The organism is Streptomyces sp. NPDC002467 (assembly GCF_042889825.1).
In the GTDB taxonomy this organism is placed as follows: Bacteria; Actinomycetota; Actinomycetes; order Streptomycetales; family Streptomycetaceae; genus Streptomyces.
Genome location: NZ_JBIARJ010000019.1, coordinates 65,724 through 80,370 on the forward strand (window position 1 = coordinate 65,724; position 14,647 = coordinate 80,370).

Annotated in this window: 9 protein-coding genes; 8 read left to right on the forward strand and 1 reads right to left on the reverse strand. The window is 68.0% G+C overall.

The features are described from left to right. Positions 1-77 precede the first annotated feature (77 nt). The 4 genes from acnA (at position 78) to ACFYYJ_RS32145 (ending at position 6,440) form a co-directional block, all read left to right on the forward strand. The gene (gene acnA, locus ACFYYJ_RS32130) at positions 78-2,807 is read left to right on the forward strand and encodes an aconitate hydratase AcnA (protein ID WP_389137605.1); all 2,730 of its coding nucleotides are present in this window, start codon (positions 78-80) and stop codon (positions 2,805-2,807) included. Between the two features lie 303 nt (positions 2,808-3,110). Beyond that, a complete protein-coding gene (gene ngcE / locus ACFYYJ_RS32135; protein WP_385125578.1) occupies positions 3,111-4,535 on the forward strand; it encodes an N-acetylglucosamine/diacetylchitobiose ABC transporter substrate-binding protein in 1,425 nt (474 codons plus the stop codon). Between the two features lie 20 nt (positions 4,536-4,555). Then, complete coding sequence (locus tag ACFYYJ_RS32140; RefSeq protein ID WP_385125471.1) at positions 4,556-5,500, forward strand: carbohydrate ABC transporter permease; 945 nt, start codon at positions 4,556-4,558, stop codon at positions 5,498-5,500. Between the two features lie 13 nt (positions 5,501-5,513). Beyond that, on the forward strand, positions 5,514-6,440 hold the full coding sequence (locus ACFYYJ_RS32145) for a carbohydrate ABC transporter permease (protein ID WP_385359069.1): 927 nt from the start codon (positions 5,514-5,516) through the stop codon (positions 6,438-6,440). Positions 6,441-6,499: 59 nt separating this feature from the next. Here ACFYYJ_RS32145 and mgtA read toward each other — a convergent pair whose 3' ends face one another. Further along, entirely contained in the window at positions 6,500-9,220 is a 2,721-nt protein-coding gene (gene mgtA, locus ACFYYJ_RS32150; protein ID WP_389137607.1) for a magnesium-translocating P-type ATPase, read from the reverse strand. Positions 9,221-9,783: 563 nt separating this feature from the next. On the opposite strand from mgtA, the gene ACFYYJ_RS32155 reads away from it, so the two are divergent. The 4 genes from ACFYYJ_RS32155 (at position 9,784) to ACFYYJ_RS32170 (ending at position 14,490) form a co-directional block, all read left to right on the forward strand. Continuing rightward, positions 9,784-10,998, forward strand: a complete 1,215-nt coding sequence (locus ACFYYJ_RS32155; RefSeq protein ID WP_385125463.1) for an ROK family protein — start codon at positions 9,784-9,786, stop codon at positions 10,996-10,998. 129 nt (positions 10,999-11,127) lie between these two features. Further along, positions 11,128-12,228: a sugar ABC transporter substrate-binding protein gene (locus ACFYYJ_RS32160; protein ID WP_385125461.1), complete on the forward strand. Its 1,101-nt coding sequence runs from the start codon at positions 11,128-11,130 to the stop codon at positions 12,226-12,228. Positions 12,229-12,388: 160 nt separating this feature from the next. After that, complete coding sequence (locus ACFYYJ_RS32165; protein ID WP_385125459.1) at positions 12,389-13,177, forward strand: ATP-binding cassette domain-containing protein; 789 nt, start codon at positions 12,389-12,391, stop codon at positions 13,175-13,177. Between the two features lie 26 nt (positions 13,178-13,203). Beyond that, the gene (locus tag ACFYYJ_RS32170) at positions 13,204-14,490 is read left to right on the forward strand and encodes a sugar ABC transporter permease (protein WP_385365788.1); all 1,287 of its coding nucleotides are present in this window, start codon (positions 13,204-13,206) and stop codon (positions 14,488-14,490) included. The last annotated feature ends 157 nt before the right edge of the window (positions 14,491-14,647 follow it).

Below are 14,647 nucleotides of genomic sequence, written 5' to 3' on the forward strand. Positions count from 1 at the left end.
ACCTAACTTAGCCTTACCTTAGCGGATTGGCCAAGGGGCGTGGCGGCAGGATGCGGTAATTACGCGCGAATTCATGCATGAAGGAGACTGTCGTGTCGGCGAACAGCTTCGACGCCCGCAGCACGCTGCAGGTGGGCGACGAGTCGTACGAGATCTTCCGGCTGGACAAGGTCGAGGGCGCCGCGCGCCTTCCCTACAGCCTGAAGGTCCTTCTGGAGAACCTGCTCCGCACCGAGGACGGCGCGAACATCACCGCCGACCACATCCGGGCGCTCGGCGGCTGGGACTCCCAGGCCCAGCCCAGCCAGGAGATCCAGTTCACGCCGGCCCGCGTGATCATGCAGGACTTCACCGGCGTTCCCTGCGTCGTGGACCTCGCCACCATGCGTGAGGCCGTGAAGGCCCTCGGCGGCGACCCGGCGAAGATCAACCCGCTCTCGCCCGCCGAGATGGTCATCGACCACTCGGTCATCGCCGACAAGTTCGGCACGGCCGACGCGTTCGCCCAGAACGTGGAGCTGGAGTACGGCCGCAACAAGGAGCGCTACCAGTTCCTGCGCTGGGGCCAGACCGCCTTCGACGACTTCAAGGTCGTCCCCCCGGGCACCGGCATCGTCCACCAGGTCAACATCGAGCACCTGGCCCGCACGGTCATGGTCCGCAACGGCCAGGCGTACCCCGACACCCTCGTCGGCACCGACTCGCACACCACCATGGTCAACGGCCTCGGCGTGCTGGGCTGGGGCGTCGGCGGCATCGAGGCCGAGGCCGCGATGCTCGGCCAGCCGGTCTCCATGCTGATCCCGCGCGTCGTCGGCTTCAAGCTGACCGGCGAGCTGCCGACCGGCACCACCGCCACCGACCTGGTGCTCACGATCACCGAGATGCTGCGCAAGCACGGCGTCGTCGGCAAGTTCGTCGAGTTCTACGGTGAGGGCGTCGCCGCCACCTCCCTCGCGAACCGCGCCACCATCGGCAACATGTCGCCGGAGTTCGGCTCCACCGCCGCGATCTTCCCGATCGACGACGAGACGCTGAAGTACCTGCGCCTGACGGGCCGCGACGCCCAGCAGGTCGCGCTGGTCGAGGCGTACGCCAAGGAGCAGGGCCTGTGGCTGGACCCGGCCGCCGAGCCGGACTTCTCCGAGAAGCTGGAGCTCGACCTCTCCACGGTCGTCCCCTCCATCGCCGGCCCGAAGCGCCCGCAGGACCGCATCGTCCTGGCCAACGCCTCGCAGCAGTTCGCGCTCGACGTGCGCAACTACGTCGAGGACGACGACGAGGCGGGCAAGGAGTCCTTCCCGGCCTCCGACGCCCCGGCCGCCTCCAACGGCGTCCCGAGCCGCCCGACCCGGGTCACCCTGGCCGACGGCACCTCCTTCGAGATCGATCACGGCGCCGTCACCGTCGCCGCGATCACCTCCTGCACCAACACCTCGAACCCCTACGTCATGGTCGCCGCGGCGCTCGTGGCCAAGAAGGCGGTCGAGAAGGGCCTGTCCCGCAAGCCGTGGGTCAAGACCACCCTGGCCCCGGGCTCGAAGGTCGTCACCGACTACTTCGACAAGGCCGGCCTGACCCCGTACCTCGACAAGATGGGCTTCAACCTCGTCGGGTACGGCTGCACCACCTGCATCGGCAACTCCGGTCCGCTGGACGAGGAGATCTCGAAGGCGATCAACGAGCACGACCTCGCGGTCACCTCGGTCCTGTCGGGCAACCGCAACTTCGAGGGTCGCATCAACCCCGACGTCAAGATGAACTACCTGGCCTCCCCGCCGCTGGTCGTCGCGTACGCCATCGCGGGCTCCATGAAGGTGGACATCACCACGGACGCCATCGGCACCGACGCCGAGGGCAACCCGGTCTTCCTCAAGGACATCTGGCCCTCCGAGGCCGAGGTCAACGACGTCGTGGCGAACGCCATCGGCGAGGACATGTTCTCCAAGTCCTACCAGGACGTCTTCGCGGGCGACGCCCAGTGGCAGGCGCTGTCGATCCCGACCGGCAACACCTTCGAGTGGGACCCGCAGTCCACCTACGTCCGCAAGCCCCCTTACTTCGAGGGCATGACGATGGAGACCACCCCGGTCTCCGACATCGCCGGCGCGCGCGTGCTGGCGAAGCTGGGCGACTCGGTCACCACCGACCACATCTCCCCGGCCGGTGCGATCAAGGCCGACACCCCGGCCGGCAAGTACCTCACGGAGCACGGCGTCGAGCGCCGCGACTTCAACTCGTACGGTTCCCGCCGAGGCAACCACGAGGTCATGATCCGCGGTACCTTCGCCAACATCCGCCTGCGCAACCAGATCGCGCCGGGCACCGAGGGCGGCTTCACCCGCGACTTCACCGTCGAGGGCGCGCCGGTCTCCTTCATCTACGACGCCTCGCAGAACTACCAGGCCGCCGGCATCCCGCTGGTCATCCTGGCGGGCAAGGAGTACGGCTCCGGCTCGTCCCGCGACTGGGCGGCCAAGGGCACCGCGCTGCTCGGCGTCAAGGCCGTCATCGCCGAGTCCTACGAGCGCATCCACCGCTCCAACCTGATCGGCATGGGCGTGCTGCCCCTGCAGTTCCCCGAGGGCGCCACCGCGGCCTCCCTGGGCCTCACCGGCGAGGAGACCTTCTCCTTCACCGGTGTGGAGGAGCTGAACAACGGCACCACCCCGCGCACGGTCAAGGTGACCACCGACACCGGTGTCTCCTTCGACGCGGTCGTCCGCATCGACACCCCCGGTGAGGCGGACTACTACCGCAACGGCGGCATCATGCAGTACGTGCTCCGCAACCTCATCCGCGGCTAGTCACCACGGAGCAGAGCGGCACGCCAGGGCCGTATCCCCGTCAAGGGGGTACGGCCCTTCCGCTTGTGCGCGGCCGGGTCCAGATGACGGACAGGTCTCAACTCGGAAAAGCCGGCCGCCATCCGTGTGCATGATCTTGCTCACACGAGCAGAAGTGGACTATACCTGTGCGCGTCCGGATCACCGCGGAACAAGCGGCCCGGACCCGGGGGATGGGCGGGGACCTGCGGCGATGTCGCATTCACGGCAACCGCCGTGACTTCCGGCCTCCTTCACACTTCTGACGAAGGCGAGGACATGAGCATGGGATCCACGGGTGAAGGCCTCGGACGCCGCGATCTGATCAAGCGCTCCGCAGCACTCGGACTTATCACGGTGCCGACGATGAGCTTCCTGTCCGCCTGCGCCTCCGGCGGAGACGCGTCGACCAAGGGCCCGGACAAGGGCGTCGTCTCCAAGGAGAACCCCTTCGGCCTGGCCAAGGGCAGCAAGGTGGACGTGGTCGTCTTCAAGGGCGGTTTCGGAGACGACTACGCGAAGGCCTGGGAGGCCGCCTTCGACAAGAAGTGGGGCACCACCAGCTCCCACCTCGGCACCCAGGAGATCACCTCCAAGCTCCAGCCCCGCTTCAACGGCGGCACCCCGCCGGACGTCGTCGACGACTCCGGCGCCCAGCAGATCAAGCTCGACGTGCTCGCCAAGAGCAACCAGCTCGCCGACCTCACCGCGGTCCTCGACGCGCCCTCGCTCGACGACCCCACCAAGAAGGTCCGCGACACCCTGGTCGAAGGCGCGTACGAACAGGGTCTGCTCGGCGGCAAGTTCGTCGCCCTGAAGTACGTGTACGCCGTGTTCGGCTTCTGGTACTCCGGCAAGCTCTTCAAGGAGAAGGGCTGGGCCCCGCCCACGACCTGGGACGAGTTCCTCGCCGTCTGCACCAAGGCCAAGGAAGCGGGCATCGGCGGCCTCGCCCACCAGGGCAAGTACCCGTACTACATCAACGTGGTCATCATGGACCTCATCGCCAAGAAGGGCGGCCTGGACGCCGTCAAGGCGATCGACAACCTCGAACCCAACGCCTTCGAGGGCAACCCGGCCGCCCTCGCCGCCGTCGAGGCCGTCTACGAGGTGGTCGAGAAGGGCCTGCTGATGCCGGGCACCAACGGCCTCACCCACACGGAGTCCCAGACCGCCTGGAACCAGTACAAGGCGGCCTTCATCCCCTCCGGTTCCTGGCTGGAGAACGAGCAGCTCAAGCAGACCCCCGAGGACTTCGACATGAAGTTCCTGCCGGTCCCGCTGCTCGCCGACAGCAAGCTGCCGCTGGCCGCCATCCGGGCCGGTGTGGACGAGCCCTTCATCGTCCCGGAGAAGGCCGCCAACAAGGCCGCCGGCCTGGAGTTCCTCCGCTCGATGCTGTCCCGCGAGTGGTCTACGATCTTCGCCCAGCAGGCCAACTCCCTCACCGTCGTCAAGGACGGAGTGGACCCGGGCGTCAAGCTCCGCCCGGGCACCCAGTCCGCGGTGGAGGCGCTCAAGGCCGCCGGCACCAACACCTTCGCCTACCGATACACCGACTGGTACAGCGAGATGGACACCGATCTCCAGAACGCGTCCAATGAGCTGATGGCCCAGCGGATCCAGCCCAAGGAATGGATCAAGCGGGCCCAGGCTGCGGTAGACAAGGCGGCCAAGGACCCGAACGCCAAGAACAACAAGCGCAGCTGACCACCCAGGGGACGGACACCATGAGCCACGTAGCCCAGGGGAGAAGGAAGGGCGGTTTCATCGCCGCCTTCCTCTTCGCACCCCTCGCGCTGTACCTGACCTTCGTGATCTGGCCGTACGTACAGACGTTCGGCTACTCCTTCACCAACTGGACCGGGCAGTCACCGACGTTCGACTTCGTCGGCCTGGACAACTACTCGGCCCTGCTGGACGACGAGGTCTTCCGCGGCGCCCTCTGGCACAACCTGCTGCTCGTGGTGTTCGTCCCCGTGGTCACCATCCTGCTCGCCCTCTTCTTCGCCTTCATGGTGAACGCGGGAGGGCGCGGCGGGGCCGGCGGGGTCCAGGGAGTCGCCGGATCGCGCCTCTACAAGGTCGTCTACTTCTTCCCGCAGGTCCTCTCCCTCGCCATCCTCGCCGTCCTGTTCGGGGCGATCTACCGCAGCGACGAGGGCGGCCTGCTCAACGGCTTCCTCATCAAGCTCGGCCTGATCTCCCCGCAACACCCCGTCGAATGGCTCAACGAGCCCGACTTCGTCCTCTGGTGCCTGCTGCTCGTCGTCGTCTGGCACGGCGTCGGCTTCTACCTCGTCCTGTTCTCCGCGGCCATGCAGACCGTGCCCAAGGACATCTACGAGGCGGCGCTGCTCGACGGCGCCGGACGCGCCCAGACCTTCTTCAAGGTCACCCTGCCCCTGCTGTGGGACTCTGTGCAGACCTCCGCGGTCTATCTGGGCATCGCCGCGATGGACATGTTCGTCCTGGTGTCGACCATGACCTCGGGCCAGTTCGGCGGCGGACCCGACCACCACAGCGAGGTCATGTCGACGGTGCTGATGCGCAACTTCCTGTTCTTCGGCAAGAGCGGCTACGCCTGCGCCATGGGCGTGGTCATGCTGCTCCTGACCATGATCCTGTCCATCACCACGCTGCGCGCCACCCGCCGCGAGCGCATCGAGTTCTGAGCGGGAGACCCTCATGACCACAGTGATCAAGGCTCCGGGGGAATCGGCCGCGGAGCGGTCCGGCGGAGCCGGGCCGGCGAAGGAGCGGGTCGGACGCCGCTCCGAGGGCGTGGTCCTCAACGTCTTCTCGCACGGCTTCCTCGTCCTCTGGGCGATAATGATCGTGCTCCCGCTGATCTGGCTCGCCCTCGGCGCCTTCAAGACCGACGCGCAGATCGGCGGCTCGGCCCTCAGCTGGCCCTCGAACTGGCACTTCGACGCCTTCGGCCGGGCCTGGACCAAGGGCATCGGCGGCTACTTCGCGCACACCCTCATCGTGCTGGTGTTCTCGGTCCCGCTGACCATGCTGTTCGGGTCGATGGCCGCGTACGTACTGGCCCGCTACCCCTTCCCGGGCAACCGGGTCGTCTACTACTTCTTCGTCAGCGGGGCGATGTTCCCCGTGTTCCTGGCGCTCGTACCGCTCTTCTTCATGGTCAAGCGCTTCGACATGCTGAACACCTACCAGGGCCTGGTCCTGGTGTACGTCGCCTACTCGATGCCCTTCACCGTCTTCTTCATGCACACGTTCTTCCGGACGCTGCCGACGGCGATCCACGAGGCGGCCGTCATCGACGGGGCCTCCGACACCCGGATCTTCTTCCAGGTGATGCTGCCGATGGCCAAGCCCGGCCTGATCAGCGTCGGGATATTCAACGTCCTGGGCCAGTGGAACCAGTACATCCTGCCCGCCGTGCTGATGCAGCCGCAGAGCAGTGCGGACCCCGAGCGCTACATGCTCACCCAGGGCCTGATCCAGCTCCAGTACCAGATGGGCTACGAGACGGACCTGCCGGTGCTGTTCGCCGGCGCCACGATCGCCATCATCCCGATGCTGGCGGTCTACCTCTCCTTCCAGCGCCAGATCCAGGCGGGCCTCACCTCGGCGACCCTGAAGTAGCGTTTCGCCGCGGGCCCGGCCGGTGCGTACCGGCCGGGCCCGCGGCATTCCGTCCCGTCTCAGAGCCAGGTGTCGAACCGGCGGACGTACCAGGTCTTCACGAGCTGGGTCAGCGTGCAGTACGCGAGGAGCACGCCGATCAGCCACGGGAAGTAGCTCGCCGGCAGGGCGACGAAGCCCAACGAGGAGGCCAGCGGCGAGAACGGCAACCAGAGCCCGGTCAGCACCGCGAGGACCGTCATCACCATCACCGGCCAGGAGGCGCGGGACTGGATGAAGGGGATCTTCCGGGTGCGGATCATGTGGACGATCAGGGTCTGCGAGAGCAGGCCCTCGATGAACCAGCCGGACTGGAACAGGGACTGGCTCGCCTCGCTGTTGGCGGCGAAGACGTTCCACATGATCACGAACATCGCGATGTCGAAGATCGAGCTGATGGGGCCGATGGTGACCATGAAGCGGAAGATGCCCTTGGCGTCCCAGTTGCGGGGCTTGCGGAGGTACTCCTCGTCCATCCGGTCCCACGGGGTCGCCAGCTGCGCGATGTCGTAGACCAGGTTCTGGACCAGGAGCATGATCGCGAGCATCGGCTGGAACGGGATGAAGGCACTCGCCACCAGCACCGAGAAGACGTTGCCGAAGTTCGACGAGGCCGTCATCTTGATGTACTTGATCGTGTTGCCGAAGGTGGTGCGGCCCTGGAGGACGCCCTGCTCCAGGACGGTGAGGTCCTTCTCCAGCAGGATGATGTCCGCCGACTCCTTGGCGATGTCGACGGCCGTGTCCACCGAGATGCCGACGTCGGCGTCGCGCAGCGCCGCCGCGTCGTTGATGCCGTCCCCGAGGAAGCCGACCGTGTGTCCGTCGGCCTGGAGGGCCCTTACGATCCGGGCCTTCTGGACCGGGTTGACCTTGGCGAAGACCGTCGTACGGGCGGCCAGTTCGCGCAGTTCCGTCTCGTCGAGGCCGTCGGTCTCGGTGCCGAGCACCACGTGTCCGACCTCGATGCCGACGTCGGCGCAGACCCGGGCGGCCACGAGCTCGTTGTCGCCGGTGACCACCTTCACCGCGATGCCCTTGTCGGCGAGCCCCCGCAGGGCCCGGGCGGCGTCGGCCTTCGGCGGGTCGAGGAAGGCGAGGAAGCCGACCAGGGTCAGCCCGTCCTCGTCGGCGACCGTGTAGGTGTCGCGCGGGCTGTCGACCGTACGGGTGGCGACGGCGAGGACGCGCAGGCCGCGGCGGTTGTTGTCCTCGGCGGTCCGGGTGACGTGCCACCGCAGCTGCTCGGTCAGTTCGACCCTCCGGCCGCGGTCCCGCACGTGGGTGCAGAGCTCCAGGACCTCTTCGACCGCACCCTTGGTGATCATGACGTGCTCGGGGCGGCCGCGGTCGCCCACCAGGGAGCTGCGGTCCAGGACGACGGACATCCGGCGCCGGGCGAAGTCGAAGGGGATCTCGTCGACCATCGAGAACCGTGCGTCGACGACAACCTCCTCGGCCTCGCCCACGCGGTCGATGACGGCCCGGTCCATCAGGTTCCGCAGGCCCGTCTGGAAGTGCGCGTTGAGGTAGCCGTACTGCAGGACCTCGTCGTCCTCGTCGCCGTGCACGTCCAGGTAGCGGTCCAGGACGATCCGGTCCTCGGTCAGCGTTCCGGTCTTGTCCGTGCAGAGCACGTCCATCGCGCCCAGGTTCTGGATGGCGCCCAGCCGCTTGACGACCACCTTGCGCTTGGACATGGCCACCGCGCCGCGCGCCAGGTTGGCGGAGACGACCATCGGCAGCATCTCGGGGGTCAGCCCGACGGCGACGGCGATGCCGAAGAGGAAGGCCTCGTCCCAGTCGCCCTTGGTCAGGCCGTTGACCATGAAGACCACCGGGACCATGACCAGCATGAAGCGGATCAGCAGGAAGCTGACCTTGCGCACGCCGTTGTCGAAGTTGGTCTGCGGGCGCTCTCCGACGAGCGAGCCGGCCATCGAGCCGAACCAGGTGTCGGAGCCGGTGGCGACGACGACTCCGGTGGCGGTGCCGGAGGTGACCGAGGTCCCCATCAGGCAGAGGTTGTCGGCCTCGACCGGGTCCCTGGTGTCCTGCTGGCCGAGGTCGTCCGCGCGGGTGTCGGCCTTGGGGACGGGCAGGGACTCGCCGGACAGGGCGGCCTGTCCGACCATCAGGTCCTTGGAGGCGATCAGCCTCAGGTCTGCCGGGATCAGGTCCCCGGCGGCCAGCTTGACCACGTCGCCCGGGACGACCTGGTCCATCGGCACCTCGAAGGTGGCGGGCGCGGATCCGCTGCCGGCCCGGCGCTGTACCGCGCAGGTGGTGGTGACGAGCTTCTTGAGCGCGTCGGCGGCCCGGCCCGAGCGGTACTCCTGCCAGAAGCGCAGCAGCCCGCTGATCCCCACCATCACGGAGAGGATGACGACGCCCGGATCCGCCGGGTCCTGCCAGTACATGACGGCGGCCAGGAAGACCAGGACGCCGATGAAGGGGTTCCAGTACGCCTTCCCCAACTGGACGAACCAGGCGGGGGTGCGCTCCTGGGCGACGGTGTTGGCTCCGTGGCGCTCCAGGCGCAGCGCGGCCTCGGCGTGGGTGAGGCCGTCCAGGGAGGAATCCACGTCCTGGAGGACCAGGGCGCGCGGGCGGGCGCTGGTCGCGGCGAGGCGCTCGCCGACGAGCCGGGTACGGGACTCCAGCTCGACGGCCTTGCGCTCGCGACGGGTCCGGCCCGGCGGAGCGAGCTTCGTGGGGGTACGGGGGGTGAGCATGGTCATGACGAATACCTCCCTCCACGGTGTCCGGGCAGCACGGAGCCGAGCGGTCACGTGGAGTGATCATGGGTCGGCGCGGGGCGGTACGGAGGCCGCCGGGCGCCGGTGGGCATGGACGACACATGCCTGACAGGACAGTCAGGGCATGCGGAGGGAATACTGAAGAGCACGGAAGCGCGGCGTACCGCGGCCGTGCGCAGCTCGACGAAGGGTCAGCCGATCACAAGGGGTCAGCGGACGGGAGCGCAGCGAAGACTTCGATCGGGACTCATCCCGAACACCTCCTCGCGTAGTGCCGTCAACACATGGCGCCCGATCCGGCCGGAAAGGCCGCAGAGGACCGGCGCCTCGTCGACCGTAACACGCTCATGGCGACCGGTTCTCTCCCCCTTTTGGCCAGTAGTGGCCGTTTCGTGGTGCGTCACCCTCTTGACGTGCCGATGCGCAAAGGCTCGACTTAAGGTTCACAAGTTGGAGAGACGCCGGGGTCTCGGGGCGAGAAGCCGCGACGGTTCCCGGCCGGGGGGCGACGCTGGCCGTCGCTTATGGGCAGGAGTGGATGAGTCGTGCAGACTCCCGGATCGCAGTCCTCGCTGCATCGCGCGAATCTCGAACGGGTCGTGCGGGCGGTGCGGCTCTCGGGTTCGCTGACCCAGGCGGAGATCGCCCGCACCACCGGACTGTCGGCGGCCACGGTCTCCAACATCGTCCGGGAACTCAAGGACGGCGGGACCGTCGAGGTCACCGACACCTCGGCCGGTGGTCGCCGGGCGCGCAGCGTCTCGCTCAGCGGTGACGCGGGGATCGTCATCGGCGTCGACTTCGGCCACACCCACCTGCGGGTGGCGGTCGGCAACCTCGCCCACCAGGTGCTCGCCGAGAAGGCGGAGCCGCTGGACGTCGACGCCTCGTGGACGCAGGGCTTCGACCTGGCGGAATCGCTGGTCGGGCGGCTGGTCGCGGACATAGGCGTCGGCCTGGACAAGGTCATCGGCGTGGGGCTCGGCGTCCCCGGCCCCATCGACGTGGAGTCCGGAACCCTCGGCTCGACCGCGATCCTGCCGGGCTGGGCGGGCATCAACCCCCGCGAGGAGCTCGCGCGCCGGCTCGGGGTGCCGGTCTACGTGGACAACGACGCCAACCTCGGAGCCCTCGGTGAACTCGTATGGGGGAGCGGGCGCGGGGTGAAGGACCTGGCCTACATCAAGGTGGCCAGCGGCGTGGGCTCCGGCCTGGTGATCAACGGTCAGATCTACCGCGGACCGGGGGGCACCGCGGGCGAGATCGGGCACATCACGCTCGACGAATCGGGCCCGGTCTGCCGCTGCGGGAACCGCGGCTGCCTGGAGACGTTCGCCGCGGCCCGGTACGTGCTGCCGCTCCTCCAGGGCACGCACGGACCGGAGTTGACGATGGAGCGGGTGGTCGAGCTGGCCCGCGACGGGGACCCGGGCTGCCGCCGGGTGATCACGGACGTGGGCCGCCACATCGGCAGTGGCGTGGCCAGTCTGTGCAACCTCCTGAACCCGAGCCGGGTGGTGCTGGGCGGATCGCTGGCCGAGGCGGGTGAACTCGTGCTGGCCCCCATCCGTGAATCGGTGGGGAGGTACGCGATCCCGAGCGCCGCACGGCAGTTGTCCGTCCTCACGGGCTCCCTGGGCGGCCGCGCCGAGGTGCTGGGCGCGCTGGCCCTCGTGCTCAGCGAGATGGGCGATTCGACACTTTTGTCGGACCATGGAAGTGGAGTGCGAGCTCCCGCCGTCTTGTCTTCAGGTAGATAACGGATGGCACCGTTGTCATCTCGTTAAGGATTCACTCCTTGACGACAAAACGCGGCCGGGGTTGACTCACATCCACCTCGGCCGCAGTGCTGCGGCCTCGTCAGGGAGGTTCAAGTAATGAACACGCGTATGCGCAGAACCGCTGTTGCCGTCGCCGCTGGTGCCATGGCCGTCTCGCTCGCCGCCTGTGGCAGCGCCAAGGAGGCCGGTGGCGGTACCAAGTCCTCCTCCGCCCCCGCGGCGGGCGACGCGATCAAGGTCGGTCTGCTCCTGCCCGAGAACCAGACCGCGCGCTACGAGAAGTTCGACAAGCCGCTCATCGAGAAGCAGGTCAAGGCGCTGACCGGCGGCAAGGGCGAGGTCGTCTACGCCAACGCCAAGCAGGACGCGACCACGCAGAACTCCCAGGTCGACACGATGATCACCAACAAGGTGAACGTCCTGATCATCGACGCCGTGGACTCCAAGGCCATCGCCGGCTCGGTCAAGAAGGCCAAGGACGCCGGCATCCCGGTCGTCGCCTACGACCGCCTGGCCGAGGGCCCGATCGACGCGTACACCTCCTTCGACAACGAAGAGGTCGGCAAGGTCCAGGGCAAGGCGCTCCTGGAGGCGCTGGGCGACAAGGCCAAGTCCGGCGACATCGTCATGATGAACGGTTCCGTCACCGACCCGAACGCCGCGCTGTTCAAGAAGGGCGCGCACTCCGAGCTCGACGGCAAGGTGAACATCGGCAAGGAGTACGACACCGTCGAGTGGAAGCCGGAGAACGCCAACACCAACATGGCGGCCGCGCTCTCCGCGCTCGGCAAGGACAAGGTCATCGGCGTCTACTCCGCCAACGACGGCATGGCCGGCGGCATCATCACCGCCCTCAAGGCCGCCGGCGTCTCCCCCCTGCCGCCGGTCACCGGCCAGGACGCCGAACTCGCCGGCGTGCAGCGGATCGTCGCGGGCGAGCAGTTCATGAGCGTCTACAAGCCGTACGCCCCCGAGGCCGAGGCCGCCGCCAAGATGGCCGTCGCCCTCGCCAAGGGCGGGAAGGCCGACGGCAGCACCTCCACGGTGGACAGCCCCACCACCAAGGGCGTCGCGGCCGTCCTGATCCCGGTCGTGTCGCTGACCAAGGCCAACATCAAGGACACCGTCGTCAAGGACGGCGTCTACACGGTCGACGAGATCTGCACCGACAAGTACGCGGCCGCCTGCGCCGCCATCGGCCTGAAGTAGCGGCCCCCGCCGCCTCCGCACGAGGCGGCCCCACGTACCTGACCGGCGCCCCGCCCTCCTCATCCCCGCCACCCGGCGGGGCGCCGGGCAGAAACGTTCCCCCATTCGCCCCGCTCCTGCTCTTCTGCACGACATCCCCGCCGGTCAGGCGGCGAAGGAGATGGTTCATGTGTCCGCTGCGCCCGTGCTGGCGTTGCGAGGGGTCTCGAAGCGGTTCGGCGCCGTTCAGGCCCTGACCGACGTAGAACTCGAGATCCACTCCGGTGAAGTGGTCGCCCTGGTCGGCGACAACGGTGCCGGCAAGTCCACGCTGGTCAAGACGATCGCCGGCGTGCACCCCATCGATGACGGAGTCATCGAGTGGGAGGGGCGCCCGGTTTCCATCGGCAAGCCCCACGACGCCCAGAACCTGGGCATCGCCACGGTCTACCAGGACCTGGCGCTGTGCGACAACATCGACGTCGTCGGCAACCTGTTCCTCGGTCGGGAACTCAAGAGGTTCGGCGTCCTCGACGAGGTGGAGATGGAGCGGCGCGCCCGCGAGCTCCTGACCACGCTGTCCATCCGGATCCCCAGTGTCCGGATCCCCATCGCCTCGCTGTCGGGCGGTCAGCGCCAGACCGTGGCGATCGCCCGTTCCATGCTGGGCGAGCCCCAGCTCGTCATCCTCGACGAGCCCACCGCCGCCCTCGGCGTCGAGCAGACCGCACAGGTGCTCGACCTGGTGGAGCGGCTGCGCGAGCGCGGCCACGCCGTCATCCTCATCAGCCACAACATGGCCGATGTGAAGGCCGTCGCCGACAAGGTGGCGGTCCTGCGGCTGGGCCGCAACAACGGTGTCTTCAACGTCGCCGACACCTCGCAGGAAGAGATCATCTCCGCCATCACCGGTGCCACGGACAACGCCGTGACCCGCCGGGCGGCCCGCACCTCGGAGGCCGGCAAGTGAGCACCCAGAACCCCGCCACCGGTCCACTGGACAAGGGCGCCGTCGCGCAGGAGCACATCGACCCGGTCAACCCGGCGGCCGCGCACGACGCGATCCCGGCCGTGGACCCCCGCCTGCTCGTCAGGGAAGAGGGCCTCGCCGGGTACGTGGGCGAGTTCAAGCGCAAGATGAAGGCGGGCGACCTGGGTTCCCTCCCGGTCGTCATCGGCCTGGTCGTCATCTGGTCGATCTTCCAGGGGTTGAACTCGAACTTCCTCTCCCCGGAGAACCTCACCAACATCGCGATCACGATGACCGGCACCGGCATGATCGCCATCGGCATCATCTTCGTGCTGCTGCTCGGTGAGATCGACCTCTCGGTCGGCTCGGTCAGCGGTGTCTCGGGCGCGATCGTCGCCGTCCTCGCCGTCACCCACGGCGTGAACGAATGGCTGGCCATCCTGCTCGCCATCGTCGGAGGCGCCCTGATCGGCTGCATCCACGGCTTCTTCTTCGCCAAGGTCGGCGCCCCGGCCTTCGCCGTCACCCTGTCGGGCCTGCTCTTCTGGCTCGGCGCGATGCTGCAGATCCTCGGCAGCAACGGCACGATCAACATCGACTCGGACGGCGTGGTCGGCCAGCTGACCACGTACTTCTTCTCGGACGTGGCCGTCGCCTACGGGCTGGCCGCGCTCGCGGTGGTCGGCTACTTCGTCGCGGCCTTCCTCGACGCCAGGCGCCGAGAGGCCGCCGGGATGCCCTCCCGGCCGCTGACCGAGATCCTGCTGCGCACCGGCCTGCTCGCGGTGTGCGCGTTCGCTCCGGCCGTGCTGTTCAACCAGTACAAGGGCCTGCCGCTCGCGGTGGTGCTCTTCCTGCTGGCCCTGGTCGTCACGGACTTCCTGCTGCGCCGCACGACCTTCGGGCGAAACGTTTTCGCACTGGGTGGCAGCGTCGAGGCCTCCCGCCGTGCGGGCATCAACGTCACCCGCATCCGGATCACGGTCTTCGCGATCTCCAGCACCTTCGCCGCCATCGGCGGCCTGTTCTGGGCCTCCAAGATCGCGGCGGCCAACCAGAGCGCCGGCGCCGGCGACCTGCTGATGAACGTGATCGCGGCGGCCGTCATCGGCGGCACCAGCCTCTTCGGCGGCCGGGGCCGGACCTGGAACGCCCTCCTCGGCGTCATGGTCATCGTCTCGATCCAGTACGGTCTGGCCCTGGAGGGCATCGCCACTCCGATCCAGTACATGATCACCGGTGCGGTGCTGCTGGCGACCGTGGTCATCGACTCGGTCACCCGCAAGACCCAGAAGACGGCCGGACGCGCCTGACGGCCACCCCGCCGACGCGTCCGACAGCACGTGCCCGGTGCCACCTCGTGTGGCGCCGGGCATCCGTGCGTACATATGTGCGTACGCCTGTGCGGGTATACGCCCGTATGTGAGGTATGACTTCACGCAGGTGCGTCCATGTATGACAAAGGCGTGA